This window comes from Streptomyces sp. NPDC104371, from assembly GCF_055583785.1.
In genome coordinates this window covers 718,975-736,849 of the sequence record NZ_JBVJNF010000001.1, presented here as the reverse complement: position 1 = coordinate 736,849, position 17,875 = coordinate 718,975, and the positions used below count along the sequence as shown (strand labels likewise).

At 70.2% G+C, this 17,875-nt stretch carries 17 protein-coding genes; 9 read left to right on the top strand and 8 right to left on the bottom strand.

The features are described 5' to 3' along the window. The first annotated feature begins 39 nt into the window (after positions 1-39). Positions 40-585 (top strand): hypothetical protein, encoded by a 546-nt coding sequence (locus ACZ60T_RS03450; RefSeq protein WP_365630688.1) that lies wholly within the window; start codon positions 40-42, stop codon positions 583-585. Between the two features lie 22 nt (positions 586-607). Here ACZ60T_RS03450 and ACZ60T_RS03445 read toward each other — a convergent pair whose 3' ends face one another. Then, positions 608-1,723: an O-antigen ligase family protein gene (locus ACZ60T_RS03445; RefSeq protein WP_469664030.1), complete on the bottom strand. Its 1,116-nt coding sequence runs from the start codon at positions 1,721-1,723 to the stop codon at positions 608-610. Between the two features lie 241 nt (positions 1,724-1,964). Here ACZ60T_RS03445 and lnt point away from each other — a divergent pair, with 241 nt between their 5' ends. From lnt to ACZ60T_RS03425, 4 genes are all read left to right on the top strand, one after another. Then, on the top strand, positions 1,965-3,650 hold the full coding sequence (lnt, locus tag ACZ60T_RS03440) for an apolipoprotein N-acyltransferase (protein ID WP_469664028.1): 1,686 nt from the start codon (positions 1,965-1,967) through the stop codon (positions 3,648-3,650). A gap of 186 nt (positions 3,651-3,836) precedes the next feature. Then, on the top strand, positions 3,837-4,316 hold the full coding sequence (locus tag ACZ60T_RS03435) for an NUDIX hydrolase (protein ID WP_365630684.1): 480 nt from the start codon (positions 3,837-3,839) through the stop codon (positions 4,314-4,316). A 54-nt stretch (positions 4,317-4,370) separates the two neighbouring features. After that, positions 4,371-5,177, top strand: a complete 807-nt coding sequence (locus ACZ60T_RS03430; RefSeq protein ID WP_469664026.1) for a 3-hydroxybutyrate dehydrogenase — start codon at positions 4,371-4,373, stop codon at positions 5,175-5,177. A 178-nt stretch (positions 5,178-5,355) separates the two neighbouring features. Continuing rightward, on the top strand, positions 5,356-7,281 hold the full coding sequence (locus ACZ60T_RS03425; RefSeq protein WP_469664025.1) for a helix-turn-helix domain-containing protein: 1,926 nt from the start codon (positions 5,356-5,358) through the stop codon (positions 7,279-7,281). A gap of 13 nt (positions 7,282-7,294) precedes the next feature. Here ACZ60T_RS03425 and ACZ60T_RS03420 read toward each other — a convergent pair whose 3' ends face one another. The 3 genes from ACZ60T_RS03420 to ACZ60T_RS03410 all read right to left on the bottom strand — a co-directional run bounded on the left by ACZ60T_RS03420 (position 7,295) and on the right by ACZ60T_RS03410 (position 9,261). Then, positions 7,295-8,680, bottom strand: coding sequence for an MFS transporter (locus ACZ60T_RS03420; protein ID WP_469664023.1), 1,386 nt, complete (start codon positions 8,678-8,680; stop codon positions 7,295-7,297). A gap of 198 nt (positions 8,681-8,878) precedes the next feature. Beyond that, positions 8,879-9,058 (bottom strand): helix-turn-helix domain-containing protein, encoded by a 180-nt coding sequence (locus ACZ60T_RS03415; RefSeq protein ID WP_469664021.1) that lies wholly within the window; start codon positions 9,056-9,058, stop codon positions 8,879-8,881. Further along, entirely contained in the window at positions 9,046-9,261 is a 216-nt protein-coding gene (locus ACZ60T_RS03410; protein ID WP_469664019.1) for a sensor histidine kinase, read from the bottom strand. The genes ACZ60T_RS03415 and ACZ60T_RS03410 overlap by 13 nt, the downstream gene beginning before the upstream one ends. 238 nt (positions 9,262-9,499) lie before the next feature. Between ACZ60T_RS03410 and ACZ60T_RS03405 the strand changes: the two genes are divergently transcribed. The 4 genes from ACZ60T_RS03405 to ACZ60T_RS03390 all read left to right on the top strand — a co-directional run bounded on the left by ACZ60T_RS03405 (position 9,500) and on the right by ACZ60T_RS03390 (position 13,659). Further along, a complete protein-coding gene (locus ACZ60T_RS03405; RefSeq protein WP_365630674.1) occupies positions 9,500-9,679 on the top strand; it encodes a ribbon-helix-helix domain-containing protein in 180 nt (59 codons plus the stop codon). 1 nt (position 9,680) lies between these two features. Continuing rightward, positions 9,681-10,025: a VOC family protein gene (locus ACZ60T_RS03400; RefSeq protein WP_469664017.1), complete on the top strand. Its 345-nt coding sequence runs from the start codon at positions 9,681-9,683 to the stop codon at positions 10,023-10,025. A gap of 499 nt (positions 10,026-10,524) precedes the next feature. Continuing rightward, positions 10,525-12,135, top strand: coding sequence for an MFS transporter (locus ACZ60T_RS03395; RefSeq protein ID WP_469664015.1), 1,611 nt, complete (start codon positions 10,525-10,527; stop codon positions 12,133-12,135). Positions 12,136-12,504: 369 nt separating this feature from the next. Next, complete coding sequence (locus ACZ60T_RS03390) at positions 12,505-13,659, top strand: lipid II:glycine glycyltransferase FemX (RefSeq protein ID WP_365630668.1); 1,155 nt, start codon at positions 12,505-12,507, stop codon at positions 13,657-13,659. A gap of 15 nt (positions 13,660-13,674) precedes the next feature. Here the strand turns inward: ACZ60T_RS03390 and ACZ60T_RS03385 are convergent, their stop codons facing one another. The 4 genes from ACZ60T_RS03385 to ACZ60T_RS03370 all read right to left on the bottom strand — a co-directional run bounded on the left by ACZ60T_RS03385 (position 13,675) and on the right by ACZ60T_RS03370 (position 17,866). Continuing rightward, positions 13,675-15,036, bottom strand: coding sequence for a UDP-N-acetylmuramoyl-tripeptide--D-alanyl-D-alanine ligase (locus tag ACZ60T_RS03385; RefSeq protein ID WP_469664013.1), 1,362 nt, complete (start codon positions 15,034-15,036; stop codon positions 13,675-13,677). A gap of 152 nt (positions 15,037-15,188) precedes the next feature. Beyond that, positions 15,189-15,827 carry a D-Ala-D-Ala dipeptidase VanX gene (gene vanX, locus ACZ60T_RS03380; protein ID WP_469664011.1) on the bottom strand — a complete coding sequence of 213 codons (639 nt, stop codon included), beginning with the start codon at positions 15,825-15,827 and terminating at the stop codon, positions 15,189-15,191. Next, positions 15,820-16,887, bottom strand: a complete 1,068-nt coding sequence (gene vanA / locus ACZ60T_RS03375; RefSeq protein WP_469664009.1) for a D-alanine--(R)-lactate ligase — start codon at positions 16,885-16,887, stop codon at positions 15,820-15,822. The genes vanX and vanA overlap by 8 nt, the downstream gene beginning before the upstream one ends. Further along, the gene (locus ACZ60T_RS03370; protein WP_469664007.1) at positions 16,880-17,866 is read right to left on the bottom strand and encodes a D-isomer specific 2-hydroxyacid dehydrogenase family protein; all 987 of its coding nucleotides are present in this window, start codon (positions 17,864-17,866) and stop codon (positions 16,880-16,882) included. The genes vanA and ACZ60T_RS03370 overlap by 8 nt, the downstream gene beginning before the upstream one ends. Positions 17,867-17,875 lie beyond the last annotated feature (9 nt).

The window sequence follows — 17,875 nt, the reverse complement described above, 5'->3', positions numbered from 1 at the left end:
CCCGTGCCCGCGATGCGGAACCTCGGTACCCTCGGAGGCATGAGGGACCACCCCGATGGCGACACCGCCCCGCACCCCGAGGTGTGGACGGGGCGCGCGACCAGCCGAGTCCAGTGGCTGCTCGCCCTCGTCGGTGCCGCCTGTATGGCGCTCGGCATCGAACTGGCCGTCGACTCCGCGTGGACGTCCGGTGTCGCCCCGCTCGTCATGTCCGTCGTGGGCTGCATCGCCGCCGGACTGCTGGTCCTGTTCGGCACGCTGGCGTTCGTCCATGTCGCCGTGAAGGTGGACAACGACACCCTGGAAGTGCGCTGCGGCCACATCGGCCTGCCGCGCCGCCGCATCCCCCTCGCCCAGGTCGCGGGCGCCGACTTCGCTCCCCGGGTCACCCCGTGTCAGTGGGGCGGATGGGGCTATCGCTGGCGGCCCGAGAAGGGCACGGCCGTCGTCGTACGGCGTGGTGAAGGCCTCGTACTGCGCCTCTGGGACGGCCATACGTTCACGATCACCGTGGACAACGCCGAGTCCGCGGTACGGGTCATCCGTGCCCGGCTGCGGCCGAGCCTGCCCGGCGCCACGCACTGACGCCGCGCGTCACTTCTCTTGGTCACTCCTCTTGCGGCGCGGCTCTCTCGGACGCCCGCTCCCCTTCTTCTCCTCTCTCCTCGTCCTCACTCCCGAGCGGATGTTCCTCGCTTCCGAGCGGACGAGCCGTGGCGAATCCGGCCAGCAGGCCCGCCCCCGCCGTCACCGTCGTGAAGCTGAGCGCGTTGCCGACCGACGCGATCACCGCCAGCGCCGTCAGCGAGACACCGGCCGTCAGCGCGACCGGCGTGGGCCGTGATGTCCGCCACAGCGCGTACAGGGCCCAGCAGTAGACCGCGGCGAGCAGCGCCACGCCTACCAGCCCCTGTTCGGCGGCCTGCTGGAGCGGCGCGGAGTGCGGCTTGCCGTCGGGCAGGAACGTCTGCGCGGTGGTGGGGCTCAGTTCGCCGAAGCGCCCCGGGCCCGCGCCGAGCGCCGGATCGTGGTGGGTCAGGGCAAGGGCGTCACGCCACAGCAGGACCCGATGCGTGGTCAGCCGATCGCTGAGGAAGGCGGTCGGGCCGTCCGGCAGTACGTCCTCGGCGATCGCCCAGATCGCCCCGGTCACCATCGCCGCGACGAGCGCGAGCCCCACGAGCGCGGGGCCGCGGCGGCGCAGTCGCGCGGCTGCGAGCGAGCACAGCAGCACGACGGTGGAGGCAACCAGCCCCGTCGTCGAGCCGAGAGCCGCCGCGGCCACCACGATGCCCGCGGCCGAGACCCTCAGGCCGAGGCGTGGCCACGGTGCACGGGTCGCCCACGCGGCGCAGCACGCCGCCCCCGTGGACAACGTCAGCAGCGCGGCACTCGCGCCGTTGTGCCCGAGCGGCGCGACGAACTGCGGCGCGGCCGTGACGTGCGGGGCGGCGATCGCCAGTCCCAGCCCGGCGAACGCTCCCGCGGCGGGCGCGGCCAACGGCAGCAGCGCTCCGAAGATCCGGCCCGACGCGTAACCGGCGGCGACCGCGAGCACCGCCAGCAGCATGCCCTCGGGTCTGCCTCCGTGTGCGGCGGCCGTGATCAGTGACCAGGCCGCGCAGGCACCGAGCACCACGAGGCCCGTCGCGTCCGCGGTGGTGCGCCTCTCGTCCTGTGTCTCCGCGGCCTCGGCCGCGGGCCCTGTCCCCGTGGATCTCACCCCGCCGCCCCCCTGTGACGGGCCCCGGCCGTCCCGGCCGCAACCGGCCGTACGTTCGAAGCTCCGGCACACGGTAACGGTGTTGCGCCGTGTTGTGGACGAGTCGTGCAGAAACGATGCGTCGGAGAGCTGCGCACAGGGCGGCGGAAGGTGGCAACGCCGGGGAAGAGGGGGTGCGGGCCCGAAAGGGCCGAGCTGCCCGCGCTGTCCGCGGGCTGGTCACGCACCGTACACTCCCCGGGTGACCGTCACCGCACCTTCCGTGGGCGAGCCGGAACAGCTCGAACCCCAGGCCGCACCCGCACTCCGGGGTGCCCGCCGGGTACGCCGCCTCGTTCCGGCCGCCGTCGCGGCGCTCTCCGGAGTGCTGCTCTACGTGAGTTTCCCGCCCCGGACCCTGTGGTGGCTGGCCCTCCCGGCCTTCGCCCTCTTCGGCTGGACCCTGCGCGACCGCACCTGGAAGGGAGGCCTCGGCCTCGGCTATCTGTTCGGCCTCGGCTTCCTGCTGCCGTTGCTCGTATGGACCGGCGTCGAGGTCGGCTCCGGCCCCTGGCTCGCCCTCGTCGCCGTGGAGGCCCTCTTCGTCGCGCTGGTCGGCGCGGGCATCACCCTGGTCTCCCGGCTGCCCGCCTGGCCGGTGTGGGCAGCCGCCCTGTGGATCGCGGGAGAAGCGGCACGCGCGCGTGCGCCGTTCGGCGGCTTCCCCTGGGGCAAGATCGCCTTCGGGCAGGCGGACGGAGTGTTCCTGCCGCTCGCGGCCGTGGGCGGCACCCCGGTGCTCGGCTTCGCGGTCGTGCTGTGCGGCTTCGGGCTCTACGAGATCGTGCGCGTGGTCGTCGACGGGCGGCGTGCCGGGGGCACGCTGCGGCGCGGCGCGGCCCTCACGGCCCTGCTGAGCCTGGCCGTTCCGCCCGTGGGCGCTCTCGCCGCGCGATCCCTGGTCAGCGACAAGGCCGAGGACGGCACCACGACCGTCGCGGTCATCCAGGGCAATGTGCCGCGCTCCGGGCTCGAGTTCAACGCCCAGCGGCGCGCCGTCCTCGACTACCACGCGCGTGAGACCGAACGCCTGGCCGCGAAGGTCAAGGCGGGCAAGGCGCCGCGGCCCGACCTCGTGCTGTGGCCGGAGAACTCCTCCGACATCGACCCCTTCGCCAACGTCGACGCCGCCGCCGTGATCCAGGGCGCCGCGCAGGCCATCGGCGCGCCGATCTCGGTCGGCGCCGTCGTCGAGCGCGACGGCAAGATGTACAACGAGCAGATCCTGTGGGACCCGGACAAGGGGCCCGTCGACACCTACGACAAGCGGCAGGTGCAGCCGTTCGGCGAGTACCTTCCGCTGCGCTCACTGCTCGACGTCATCAACAAGAACTGGACGTCGATGGTGCGCCAGGACTTCAGCCGGGGCCACGAGCCCGGCGTGTTCACCATGGCGGACGCCAAGGTCGGGCTCGTCACCTGCTACGAAGCGGCCTTCGACTGGACCGTGCGCTCCACGGTCACCGACGGCGCGCAACTGATCTCGGTACCCAGCAACAACGCGACCTTCGACCGCAGCGAGATGACCTACCAGCAGCTCGCCATGTCCCGGGTGCGCGCCGTCGAACACAGCCGCACCGTCACCGTGCCGGTGACCAGCGGTGTCAGCGCGATCATCATGCCGGACGGGAAGATCACCCAGCGGACCGGGATGTTCGTGGCCGACTCGCTCGTCCAGAAGGTGCCGCTGCGCTCCTACGAGACCCCCGCCACACGGCTCGGTACCCTCCCCGAACTGCTCCTCGTGCTCGTCGCGGCCGGTGGGCTCGGCTGGGCGGTGACGTCGGTGGTGCGCGGTCGTCGCCGGAGCGGTGACGGCCAGGACGTGCGCGCCGATGGGCAGGACGTGCGAGCCGATGAGCAGGATGTGACCGAGGCCGCCCGCTAGGTCCTGTCTGACAATTCCCGTCGTCCGCCCGGAGGGCGGGCCCCGCGGCGTCTGGTGCGTGCGATCGCAAGGCGGAGGGTCGTCCTCGTACTGGATGTACGAGGACGATCCCGACAACGCAGCGAGCGTGCGTGCCAGGCGTCGTGGGGCAGGCGGGAATTGTCAGACAGGGCCTAGGGTCGGCCCATGGCTACTCCCGATTTCATCCGGACCATCCGGGCCTCCGCCGGTCAGCAACTGCTCTGGCTGCCCGGCGTCAGCGCCGTCGTCTTCGACGACGAGGGCAGGGTGCTGCTCTGCCAGCGCGCCGACAACAGGGAATGGACGGTGATCACCGGCATGCCCGACCCCGGTGAGCAGCCGGCGGACTGCGCCGTACGCGAGGTGTACGAGGAGGCGGCCGTCCGGTGTGTGGTCGAGCGGGTCGTCCTTGTCAGGTCCGGGAAGCCGGTCACCTTCGACAACGGTGACATCTGCCAGTTCATGGACGTCACGCTCCGGTGCCGGGCCGTCGGGGGAGAGGCGGCCGTGAACGACGACGAGTCCTTGCAGGTCGGCTGGTTCGACGTGGACGCGCTCCCGGAGATGCGGGAAGGCCAGAAGTTCCGGATCAAGCAGGCGCTGTCTGACGCACCCACGTGGTTCGAATCCACGAGTTCTGACTGAAGTGTGGGGGGCGGCCATATAGAGCCGCAGGTGGCCGCTTCCTAGAGTCGACATATGACCCCGCCCCCGCCCCGCGCCCTTGCGGACTCCGAAGCCTTCGCCCTCGACCTCCGCGGACGCACCGCTCTCGTCACCGGTGCCGCAAGCGGCATCGGCCGCGCCTGTGCGCTGCGGCTGGCCGCCGCCGGGGCCGAGGTGAGAGCGGTCGACCGGGACTCCGACGGCCTCGATGCCCTCGTCGGCACGGCACACGGCCTCGCGGGCGGCGTCGAGCCGCTCGTCCTCGACCTCACCGACCTGGACGCCGCCGAGCGGTCCGCCACCGGCACCGACGTCCTCGTCAACAACGCGGGGCTGCAACTGGTGCGCCCCTTGGAGGAGTTCCCGCCCGAGGTCTTCCACACCGTGCTGACGGTGATGCTCGAGGCCCCGTTCCGGCTCATCCGCGGGGCACTGCCCCGGATGTACGCCCAGGGCTGGGGGCGCATCGTCAATGTGTCGTCGGTCCACGGGCTGCGCGCCTCCGCGTTCAAGTCGGCGTACGTCGCCGCCAAGCACGGGCTCGAAGGGCTCTCGAAGACCGCGGCCCTCGAGGGCGCCCCGCACGGGGTCACCTCGAACTGTGTGAACCCGGGCTATGTGCGGACACCCCTCGTGGAGAAGCAACTCGCGGACCAGGCACGGACGCACGGGATCCCGGAAGAGCGCGTGCTGTCCGAGGTGCTGCTCCAGGACAGTGCCGTCAAACGGCTGATCGAACCGGAGGAGGTCGCGGAGGCGGTGGCCTATCTGTGCAGCCCGTCGGCCTCGTTCGTCACCGGTACGTCGCTGGTCCTCGACGGCGGTTGGACGGCGCACTGACCGGGTTCCCGGCGGCAGTTGGACGGCGTACTGGCGTACTGGCCTGGTTCTCGGCAGCGGTTCGACGGAGCACGGACCGGGGCCTAGACCGCAGTTGGACGGAGCAAGCGTGGTGAGCATGCCAAGAGTTGTCCACAGGGTCGGGTTGCCCGGTCCGCCCGTGGGTCATCCTGAGGGCATGTCTCGCGATCACGTTCAGTCCCCCCAGCGCCCCGGCACCAGTGCCGAGGAGCCGTTCCTCCAGCTCCTGGCCCGCGGCGCGTCCGCCGACGCCTACGAGCAGCCGGTTCTGCTCGCCCGCGCCGAGGGCCTGCCGACCGAGCACGTCCGCGCGCTCGAGCAGGCCAAGCGGCTCGCGCTGCGCGTGCGCGCGGAGATGGAGGGCAGACGCCGCCGCGAGGCGGAGCTGTCCGCGCTCTTCGAGACCGCCCACGACCTGGCCGGGCTGCGCGACCTCGACGCCGTTCTCCAGGCGATCGTCCAGCGCGCCCGATCGCTGCTGAGCACCGACATCGCGTATCTGACGCTGCATGACGAGGCCGCGGGCGACACCTATATGAGAGTCACGGAGGGTTCGGTCGCCGCCCGCTTCCAGCAACTGCGGCTCGGCATGGGCGAGGGGCTCGGCGGCCTCGTCGCCCAGACCGCCCGCCCGTATGTGACGCCCGACTACTTCCAGGACGACCGTTTCCGGCACACCTGGACGATCGACACGGGCGTCCGCGACGAGGGGCTCGTGGCGATCCTCGGGGTGCCCTTGATGATCGGACCCCAGGCCATCGGGGTGCTGTTCGCCGCCGACCGGCGGGCCCGGGTCTTCGAGCGGGAGGAGATCGCGCTCCTCGGCTCGTTCGCCGCGCTGGCCGCCGCGGCCATCGACACCGCGAACCTTCTCACGGAGACGCGGTCCATGCTGGACCGGCTCGCCCGTGCCAACGAGATCATCCGCGACCGCAGCGCGGCGATCGAGCGTGCCTCGGACGTCCACGACCGGCTCGCCGAACTCGTCCTGCGCGGCGGCGGAGTCCACGACGTGGCCGCCGCGGTCTCCCAAGTCATCGACGGCACGGTCGAGTTCACAGAGGCCACCGCCGCACCCACCACGGCGCTGGAGGCGTCCCGCGCCGAGGGACACGCCGTGCGGCACGGGGCCGACTGGATCGCCGCCGTGACGGCCGGCGGCGAACTGCTCGGTGCACTGGCACTGCGTGGCCATCCGGAGCTCGACCCCGTCGACCAACGCACCCTGGAGCGCGCCGCGATGGTGACGTCCCTGCTGCTGCTCGCCCGCCGCTCGGCCGCCGAGGCCGAACAGCGCGTCCGCGGCGAGCTGTTGGACGACCTCCTCGACGCCCGCGACCGCGACCCGCGCGTGCTGCGTCAGCGAGCCGCCCTGCTGCGTGCCGACCTCGACGCCACCCATGTCGTGCTCGCCGCCCATCTCGACGGCGCCGCGGCCGACGCCGACCAGGCCACGGCCGCCCGCCACCGCCTCTGGTCCGCCGCCTCCCACCTCGCGGCCACCCGGCAGGGGCTCGCCGCCGCCCGGGACGGCGGTACGGTCCTGCTGCTGCCCCTCGACCCGGGGGACACGGCGACCGACCTGGCCCGCCGTACGGCACGGCAGCTCGGCACCGCCGTCCGCGACCAGGTCACCGTCGGAGCCTCGGCTCCCGTCGCGGACCTCGCCGGCCGCCCGGACGCCGTGGCCGCGGCCTATGCGGAGGGGCGCCGCTGCCTCGACGCCCTGCGGCTGCTGGGCCGTTCAGGAGACGGGGCCGCCGCCGAGGACTTCGGCTTCCTCGGGCTGCTGCTCGCCGGGGAGCGGGACATCGCCGGCTATGTCCAGCGCACCCTCGGCCGGGTCATCGCCTACGACGAACGCCGCGGTACCGATCTCGTCCGCACCCTCGACGCGTACTTCGCCTCGGGGATGAGCCCGGCCCGCACCAAGGACCATCTGCACGTCCATGTGAACACGGTGGCGCAGCGCCTGGAGCGGGTGGGCCGCCTGCTCGGCGACGACTGGCAGAGCCCGGCCCGCGCCCTGGAGATACAACTGGCGCTGCGGCTCCTGCGGTTGTCGTCGCCGCCCGGCTCCTGACGCGAGCGCGTACTCACACGGCGCGGGCGTCCGCCACCGGGGCGTCCTCGGACTCGGCATCCGCCGAGGAGTCGATCCGGGCCAGATCGCGGTCGCGCGTCTCCTTGGCGACGCCCACCGCGATCAGGGTGAGGACGGCCGCCGCGATGACGTACAGAGCGATCGGTGTCGAACTGCCGTAGTCGGACAGCAGCGCGGTCGCGATGAGCGGGGCGGGCGCCCCGGCCGCCACCGAGGAGAACTGCGCGCCGATGGAAGCGCCCGAATACCGCATCCGGGTCGCGAACATCTCGGAGAAGAAGGCCGCCTGGGGCGCGTACATCGCTCCGTGCAGCACCAGGCCGACCGTCACGGCGAGGACGAGGTTGCCGAAGTTCCCCGTGTCGATCAGCCAGAAGAACGGGAACATCCACAGGCCGACCCCGGCCGCACCGAGCAGATAGACGGGCCGTCGGCCGACGCGGTCCGAGAGCGCGCCCCACGCCGGGATGACCACGAAGTGCACGGCGGAGGCGACGAGTACGGCGTTGAGCGCGGTCTGCTTGGAGACACCGGCCGATGTGGTGGCGTACACGAGGATGAAGGCGGTGATCACGTAGTAGCTGATGTTCTCCGCCATGCGCGCGCCGATCGCGATCAGCACGTCCCGCCAGTGATGGCGCAGGACGGAGACCAGAGGCAGCTTCTCCACACTGGCGCCCTCGACCGCCTTGCGCGCCTCGGCCTGCTTCAACGCCTGCTGGAACACCGGCGATTCATCGACGGAGAGACGGATCCACAAGCCGAGCATCACCAGAACACCGGACAGGAGGAACGGAATGCGCCACCCCCAGGTGCCGAACGCCTGGTCCGAGAGCACGGCGGTCAGGAGCGACAGCACACCCGTCGCGAGGAGTTGCCCGGCGGGCGCCCCGGTCTGCGGCCAGGAGGCCCAGAAGCCACGCCGCCGCGCGTCACCGTGCTCCGACACCAGCAGGACGGCACCGCCCCATTCACCGCCGAGGGCGAAGCCCTGCACCAGACGCAGGGTCGTGAGCAGGACGGGCGCGAAGGTACCGACCGTCGCGTGCGTGGGCAGCAGCCCGATGGCGAAGGTCGCCCCGCCCATCAACAACAGGCTCAACACCAGCAACTTCTTACGCCCGAGCCGGTCCCCGTAGTGCCCGAAGACCAGAGCCCCCAGCGGCCGGGCGGCGAACCCGACGGCGTACGTCAGGAACGACAGCAGCGTGCCCACGAGCGGATCGGAGTCCGGGAAGAACAACTTGTTGAAGACGAGCGCGGCGGCGGACCCGTAGAGGAAGAAGTCGTACCACTCGATGGTGGTCCCGATGAGACTCGCGGCGACGATGCGGGGGAGTTTGGAGGGGGCTGGCGGAGAGGCTGCGGGGGAGGACATCGGCACCACTTCCTGACGATCGACGGGGGACGTTCGCGTGTCGCCACACCGTAGGAACGCGCAGGTCAGGGGCGTATGTGGTGGGACACCATAGTTCTGGGCGTGGGAGTGCGTGTGGTCACCATGGATGCGGTGCCAGAGCCTCTGGTTGTCGTTGACTTGCCTGCATGAACCGGTCGCGGCGTCGGGCCAGGCTGGTCACCCCGCGGACGGGGGGCGGACGTCCACCACGGCCACGGCCGGCTGGTGGGAGCACGCGGCCGTCACGAAGGACTCGGCGTTCTCGGTTGTGGTGAGCACTTCGTTTCCCAGGGCCTCCAGCATGGCGGAGAGTCCCTGGGCGAGCAGTGCGTTGTCCTCGGCTATCAGGATGCGCACGGGCACTCCACGGTGATCACTGTGGGCCCGCCGGGCGGGCTCTGCACCCGCAGCGCGCCGTCAACTGCCTCGACGCGCTGCCGCATGCCGCGCAACCCGGTGCCTCGGCCGTAGTCGGTGATCTCCGCACGGACCGTGCCGCCGACCCTGGTCAGGGTGACCGACACGGAACCGGCGTGGCCGTGCTTGGCCGCGTTGCTCAACGAGTTCGCGCTGCCGCTGGCCCACGATGTCTCGGGCCACCTCGTCGACCCGCTGCTCGCCGGACCGCTGAGGATGGCGCCGCCCCGCCCGGACCGGTCGCGGTCCGGAGCAGCGGCTCGACAGAGGATTGACCAAGAAGCGTTGAGTCTCTGAGGTTCAGGAGCGGTACTGCCAAGGCTTGAGTCGGCCGCGCTCCATGGCTAGTATGCTAGCAATCTAGCGAGCTAGTATCGACCTATGGGTGATACGGAAGTCAAACAGTTCAACGTGTATCTGCCGCTGGGGCTCATCAGGCAGGTCAAGCATCACGCGATCGAGACGGGCATGTCGTTGTCCGCGCTGGTCGCAGAGGCCTTGCGTGCCTACCTCGACGACGCCCATGGGCAACGGCAGTCCTCTTCCGGAAAGGAGTCATGACATGGCAACCGAAGGGTTCGAGGCGGTGTTCGTGGAGACCCACAACTGGGGGAAGAGCGCAAAGTTCTTCCAGGAACTGGGTTATGAGTTGGAGACCTCCACCGGCGACGGCTCCGGTGTGTTCCGCAACGGCGAGGGTCCTTACCTTGTCGTTGTCGAGATCCCCCAGGACCGGGAGCCCGGCGTGCAGGTCGCGCTGAAGGTACCCGATGCGGACCTGTTCCGTACCGATCCGGCCGTGGAGGTGGTCACCCCGTTCCAGGACACGCACTACGGGACCCGGGAGATGACCGTCCGGGACCCCGACGGGCGGCTGTGGAGTCTGCAGGCCCCGGCCAAGGGCTGACGCTTCCCTCTCGTCCGGGTGGGCTGATTCGCCTCGGCCGACGGTGCCTTTTGCCCTGCCTGGCAGTGGCCCTTGCTCACGAACAGGAGGTTCAGCAGCACGCTGCTGAACCTCCTGTTTCGTGAGGACGGCCTGATCGAACCGCCGAGGCGAACTCCGTGGAACGGCAGCGGATGTGCCATGACGGAGACCGAACGCGGCCGCCCATCGAGTCGGCGAGCAGCTTCGCGGGCTCCTGGAGCGGCCCGTGCAAGCACCGTAAGGCGGTCAGGCACTCGCCTTCCCTGGCAGGCGCTGTCCAGCCCGCCCACAGCCGAGGTCGCACGCCTGCGGGCAACGGCGTACGGGAGGAGCCGATGCGCGGGTACCGGGCGGGGACATCCGGAGCAACAAGACGTGTTGGGCTCACCCGGTGGCGGCGTTTCTGCCACTGACCGTGGGGATGCGAGGAGCGAAGGATGGGATACGAATGAGCAGATGGCGCGGCAATCCCTGGGCAGTGCTGCTGACGCTCAGCCTGGGATTCTTCATGACGCTGCTGGACCTGACGGCCGTCAACGTCGCCATCCCCAGCATGATCGGCGACCTGCACGCGTCGCTGGACGAGGTGTTGTGGGTGATCAATGTCTACATCCTCGTCCTCGCCGCACTGCTGATCACGTTCGGCCGACTGGGGGACATGCGCGGGCCGCGCACCATGTTCATCGGAGGTGTCGCGCTGTTCACCGTCGCATCGGTGCTGTGCGCCCTGGCTCAGGATCCGGCCCAGCTCATCGCTACCCGGGCGGTGCAGGGCCTGGGTGCGGCGGCGCTGATGCCGCAGACGATGACGATCATCATCGGCACGTTCCCGGCTGAGCGCCGGGGCGCCGCACTCGGCGTCTGGGGCGGAGTCGCGGGCGTGGCCACGATCGCCGGACCCACCCTTGGCGGGTTCCTGGTCAGCACGGCCGGCTGGCGGTGGATCTTCTTCCTCAATGTCCCGATCGGGGTGATTGTTCTGGCGATGGCCGTCACGATCGTGCCCGACACCCGGCACGGCAACCACCGAAGAGTGGACGTTGCGGGTGTCGCGCTCGCCGCGGCGACGCTGGTATGCCTGACCTTCGCGCTCACCGAGGGGCAGCGGTATGACTGGAACACCGGGATCTGGGCGTTGCTGGGCGCGGCTGCCCTGCTGCTGGTGCTGTTCCTGATCCACCAGGGCACCCGGCAGCACGGCGAACCGCTGCTGCCCTTCGTGCTCTTCCGCGACCGCAACTACGCGGTCATGAGCTTCGTGTCCGCGACCGTCCAGGTCGGCATGCTCGGCCTGTTCCTGCCGGTGATGATCTATCTGCAGTCGGTGCTGAACTTCAGCGCCCTCACAGCCGGACTCGTGATGGCGCCGGCGATGGTGGTGTCAGCGGTGCTGTCGCCGGTCGCGGGCCGGACGGCGGACCGGATCGGCGGCAAGTACGTCCTGATGGCCGGTCTGGCCCTGTTCGCGGCCGGCATGGCCTGGCTCACCTGGGCCATCGATATCGGCCGCGCGTGGTGGGAGTTCCAGCCTGCCCTGGTCACGGCGGGGGTAGGCATCGGCTGCGTGTTCGGCCCGATGGTCACGGTCGCCATGTACAACGTGGAGCCCACGATGGCCGGTGCGGCCTCTGGGGTGATGAACACGATCCGCCAGATCGGCACGGTGATCGGCAGTGCCGCAGTCGGGGCAGTGCTGCAGAACCGCCTGGCCGCCTCGCTGCAGGACGAAGCGGCAAAGCGGGCTGCCGGCCTCCCGGCCGGCGTCCGCGGTCAGTTCCTGACCGACTTCCGAAACGCCGCCAAGAGCGGTCAGGGGGTCGGCGTCGGGCGGAACGGCGTGGTGGTCCACCCGCCGCAGGGAACGCCGACGAGCCTGGCCCATCACATCGATCAGGTGGCGGCGTCCACGTTCGAACACGGGGTCGTCCACGCGATGCGGCCGACCCTGGCACTGCCCATCATCGTGATCGCGGTCGGCGCTGTCTCGTGCTTCTCGGTACGACGCCGACAGGTTGGCCGCCCGCGCCCCGCTCCGGAACCAGTCGACCTCAGCACCTCGGCCTCGACGCGCCAAGAGTTCCTGGGCTGAGGCCGTCGTCGGCGGTTGCCGCCTCTGTGCGTGCCGACAGCGGTCCGGCGGCGGCCAGTCACCCGCGTCCGTCCGCACAGTCGGCACGTCCTGACCGCCACGGAGAAGGTAGCTCAGGTAAGGCGGTCGTCCGGGGGCTGTGGATATGCGCGGTCGGCTCCGCGATGCGTCCCTGGGCTGCCTCGGTCAGCAGATGTCGTGTCCCCCGCAGGCCATGTCGCTCTACGCGAGGGTCGCTGCGCGCGGGTGGCCACGTCCAGGACGGCCTGGCTACCGCCTCGAACGCCTCGGTCCCCTGAGCGGCGCATATCGTCGGCGTATCGAAAAGGGGATATGTGCCGGCAACACAGGGCCGACTTGACTGAGGTCATGTCCTACCGTGAACCAGCACCCCTGCCCCTCCCTGTGACGCTGACCGTCGCGCCGATCAGCGACGCCGAGCACCTGGCCTTCGTACGGGTGCGGCGGTCGGTGAACTTTGCGCAGACCCCGGCGTGGGGGCGGGTGAAGACGGAGTGGCGCAGTGAGTCGCTCGGATGGTTCGACGGCGGGCGGCTTGTGGGGGCGGGGCTTGTCCTTCACCGGCCGGTGCCGGGACTGTCGCGGTTCACGCTTGCGTATCTGCCGTGGGGCCCTGACATCGCCTGGTCCGGGGACATCGGTGCGTGGCTCGACCCGTTGGCGGCATATCTCAAGGCCCGTGGCGCGTTCGCGATCCGGCTGTGCCCGCCGGTGCGGACGCACACCTGGGACGCGGCGCAGGTCAAGGACGGCGTGGCCGATCCGGGGGTGCGGCGGCTCACCAGACTCCCCGACGCGCACGTCGATCCGATCGGTGCCGAGGTGAGCCGACGGCTCCGGGCGGCCGGCTGGCTGCCGCAGAGCCCTGAGGACGGGTTCGGGGCCGGGCAGCCGCAGTTCACGTATGAGGTGCCGCTGGTGGGAAGGTCCGAGGACGATGTCCTGAAGGCCATGAACCAGCAGTGGCGCCGTAACATCAAGAAGGCCGCGAAGGCGGGGGTCGAGGTCACGGTCGGTGCGGTGTCGGATCTCGCGGCGTTCCACGAGCTTTACGTGCACACCGCCGCGCGCGACGGATTCACGCCGCGGCCGCTGGCGTATTTCGAGACGATGTTCGCGGAGTTGAGCGCCGAGGATCCCGGGCGGATCGCGCTCTATCTGGCGTGCCACGAGGGCGAGTTGGTGGCCGCGACGATCCTGGTGCGGGTAGGCGGACACGCCTGGTACGCGTACGGCGCCTCCTCGACGGCCAAGCGTGAGGTGCGGGGTTCCAACGCGTGCCAGTGGGCGATGATCCGTGAGGCTCTGGCGGCGGGTTGCGATGTGTACGACCTGCGGGGCATCACGCCGACGCTCGATGCCGCTGATCCGCATGTGGGCCTGATCCGGTTCAAGGTCGGCACCGGGGGGCGGGCGGTGCGGTACGTCGGGGAGTGGGATCTGCCACTGCGACCGCTGGTCTACCGCGCCTTCGACCTGTACATGCGGCGGCGCGGGCGCTGAGCCCGCGCCGCACGGTTACCCGAGGGCGGCGGCCACCTCGTCGAGGTGGGCGCCGCGCGACGCCTTGATGAGGACGACGTCGCCGCCGGTGAGGATCTCGCGCAGCCAGGCGACGGCCGCTTGGTTGTCGGTGAGCACGACCGCCCGTTCCCCCGCGGCGTCGGCGACGGGACGGGCGGTCTCGCCGACGACGGCCACCAGGTCGGCGCGTGTGGCCGCGTACTCGCCCACCGCTCGGTGTTCGGCCTCACTGTCGGCGCCGAGTTCGAGCATCGCGCCGAGCACGGCGATACGGCGCCTGCCCGCGATCGCGGCGAGCGTGTCCAGGGCGGCTCGGGTGGAGTCGGGGTTGGCGTTGTAGGAGTCGTTGAGTAGGGTCGCGCCGCAGGTCAGGGTGGCGAGCTCCATACGCCACTTGGACAGTGAGGCGGTGCTGAGGTTCACCGCCGAGGTGACCAGGGGGATACCGGCCGCGAGTCCCGCCGCGGCGGCGGCCGCCGCGTTGAGTGCCTGGTGGGCGCCCACGAGCGGCAGCGCGACACGGGCCGAGGCGCCGGAGGTGCGCAGCGTGAAGGTCGTCCGGCCCAGGCGGTCGAGGACCAGGTCCTGGACGCGCACGTCGGCGTGTTCGGCGCGGCCGAAGGTCAGGACCGGCCCGTCGGTCAGCGCGCGCATCGCGACGACGCGGGGGTCGTCGGCGTTGAGGACGGCGGTGCCACCGGGTGTGAGGCCGCGCACGAGTTCGCCCTTGGTCCGTGCGATGGCCGCGCGCGAGCCGAACTCCCCGATGTGGGCCTGGCCGACGTTGAGCACGACCGCGATGTCGGGTGCGACCAGGCCGGTGAGGTGGGCTATGTCGCCGAGGTGACGGGCGCCCATTTCGAGGGCGAGGAAGCGGGTGTGCGCGTCGGCGCGCAGCATGGTCAGGGGCACGCCGAGTTCATTGTTGTACGAACCGTGTGTGGCGACGGTCGGCCCGGCGCCCGAAAGGACCACGGACAACAGGTCCTTGGTGCTGGTCTTGCCCTGCGAGCCCGTCACCGCGACGACGGTCAGCCGCTCGCGCAGCCGGGCCACGGCGTGGGCGGCGAGTGTCTGCAGTGCGGCCGGTACGTCGTCGACGACGACGGTGGGGAGCGGTGTCGGGCGCGAGCCGAGCACGGCGGTGGCACGGGTTCGGCCGGTGTAGTCGTGGCCGTCGACGCGCTCACCGACCATGGCGACGAAGAGACCGCCCGGTTCGCCGTGCCGGCTGTCGAGTACGGCCGGCGCACTCACTGCGACCGTCGCGTCACCCGCGACCCGGCCGCCGACGAGCGCGGCGATCTCGGCGAGGGAGAGGGGGCACGGGGCGAGGGATGGCCGGCTCTGAGTCATGGCTCCAGTGAAGGCGGCGGGGTGTTGCCGGCGCGTATGCGGTTCTCGATACGCCGGCGATACGTGGTGCGCTCCGGTGAGTGCTCGCCCTCGCCGCTCGGCGTCCGGGGACGGGCCGAGGCTCCGGCCGGACCGCCGGAGCCTCGCCGTGTTCATCCCAGACTCACCTGTGTGATGGGAAAGTCGAAATAGGTGTCCGGGTAGGGCTCGTCCTTGAGCGTGTAATGCCACCATTCGCAGGCGTAGGAGCTGAATCCGCTGGTCTCCATGATGGAGCGAAGACGCCTGCGGTTGTCCGCCGCGGCCCGCGAGATTCCTTCCGCTCCGTGGTGCGAGACCGAGTCCATCAGGTCGTGGTCGCCACCCATGGCGGCGAGGTCGCCGCTGTCCAGGTGGTACAGCGTCAGATCGACGGTACTGCCGCGGCTGTGGCCCGACTTGGCGGCCACATATCCGTTCTCGAACATCTCGGACCGGTCGATATTGGGGTAGTGGCGGTGCTTGGTGCGGTCGTCCTCCGGCTGCTTCGACCAGCGCAGGAAAGAGGCCACGGCGCGTTGCGGGCGGTAGCCGTCCCAGAGCAGCAGGCCGAATCCGTGCGAGGCTGCTTCTTCTCGCGCGCTCTGCAATGCCGCACACAGGGCCCTGGTGCCGACGATGCGATTGGCCAGGTATCCCTCGACCGGTTTTCCGGTGAAGTTGTCCCAGGTGGCGTACTTGGCATCCCAGCGGACCCCGGGCATGAACTCATCCAGGAATACGAAGTCGTTGAGGACGACATCGTTACGCATCAGTCTGCTCCGTCGGAGTCAGGGGCCGGGCGAGCGTCCCGGTCACCAGGCGGTCGATCACTTCGGACAACGGAACCCCGGCGGCGGCCATCATCCTCGGATACCTGCTGTACGAGGTCATGCCGGGGAATGTGTTGACCTCGTTGAGGACGACCTGTCCGTCGTCCCTGAGGAACAGGTCCACGCGCGCGAGTCCGCTGCAGCCCAGGGCGCGGTAGACGGCCTTCGCCACTTCCTGGACGCGTGCCCGGGATTCAGCCGGGATATCGGCGGGGACGATCGGCGTCGAATTGTCGGAGCCGGTCTCGGGCTCGTCCTCCTGGTGGATCCGGAAGAATCCGTGGGAGAGGGCGATGCGGTCCACTTCTCCCGCGGTCAGGTCCGTTCCGCCGCCCAGGATGGCGCATCCGACCTCGCTGCCGGCGACCGCCTCCTCGACCAGGACTTTCGTGTCGTACCGTCGGGCGACGTCCAGCGCGGCCGGCAGTTCTTCCGCGTTCGTCACCTTGCTGACCCCGAAGGACGATCCCGAGCGGGCCGGCTTCACGAAGAGGGGATAGGTGAGCCGGTCGGCGTCGATGTCCTCGCCCGCAGCGACCGTCCAGAAATTCGGCGTGGCGATTCCGGCGCCAGCGGCGACGGCATAGGCGAGGGACTTGTCCATGCCCAGCACGGAACTCTGGACGTCGCAGCCCACGTACGGGATGCCGGACAGTTCGAGCAGGCCCTGGATCGCGCCGTCCTCCCCGAGCCTGCCGTGCAGGACGGGCACCACGACATCCAGGCCGATCGTCTCGTACTTCCCCTGATCGAGGACGAGCAGCCCGCGCACGCCGCGGTCCGGGGAGAGCGCGGCGGGCCGGCATGCGCCGCGCTCCCACTCCGCGTCCGGGCCGTCGCAGAGTTTCCAGGCGCCGCTGCGCGTGATCCCGATGAAGTACGGCTCGTACTTGTCCAGGTCGAGGTTCCGGGCGATCTCCTGCGCGGACTTGATGGAGATGGGGTGTTCCTCGGAGCAGCCTCCGAAGAGGATTCCGACCTGAATCTTGGCCTTAGACATGTTGATTCCTGCTTTCGAATTCAAGGCAGTTGGTGATCGAGTTCTCGACCGTGTCGCTCAGGGCACGGTCCGTGTAATACGCGGTGTGCGGACTGATGAACGCGTTCGGCATTTCCTGCAGCCGCAGAAGTGGCTTGCTGTCGATGGGCGCGTTCCGTCGGTCGGTGTAGAACACGCCTTCCTCGCCCTCGACGACGTCGAGGGCGACACCGCCCAGGCGTCCGTCCTCCAGCGCCGCGACCAGCGCGGTCGTGTCGATGAGGGCACCGCGCCCGGTGTTGATCACGAACGCGCCGGGTTTCAGCCGCTGGATGCGTTCACGGTCGAGGAGGTGGTGCGTCTCGGCGTTGAGCGGCGCATGGAGCGTGACGGCGTCGCTCGACCTCAGCAATTCATCGAGCGACACCTCGTCGCCGGGGTCACCGGATTCACGGGCGCGATGTCCGTACGCCAATATCCGGCATCCGAAGGCGCGGAGCCTTTCCATGACGGCCGTGCCGATGCGCCCCGTTCCGACCACGCCGACGGTCAGGTCGCGCAGCTCTTTCCCCCGTACGTCGTGCAGTCGGTAGTCGTGCGCATCCACGCGGCGGACAGTGGACTTGGCGTGACGCACCGCCATCAGCAGCAGCATCACCGTGTAGTCGGCGACGCTGTCGGGGGAGTAGCAGACGTTCTCGACGGAAATGCCGACGCGGCCCGCATAATCCACATCGATGTGGTCGTACCCGATGCTTCTTGTGGAGATATAGGAGACGCCGACTCGGCTCAGCGCGCGAAGTGTCGCCGGGGTGATCCGGGTCTTGTGTCCGACACTGATGCACCGGTGTCCGGATGCAAGGTGGACGTTGTCCTCCGACACGGAAGAATCTGTGATCGTCGGCGTCACCCTGAAGCGAGGCGCCAGCTCCCGGAACCGTGCGGCTTCGTCCCGTCCGCATCCGAAAGCCGTGATTCCCACTGGTTCGCTGTAGGTCATGCCTCCATT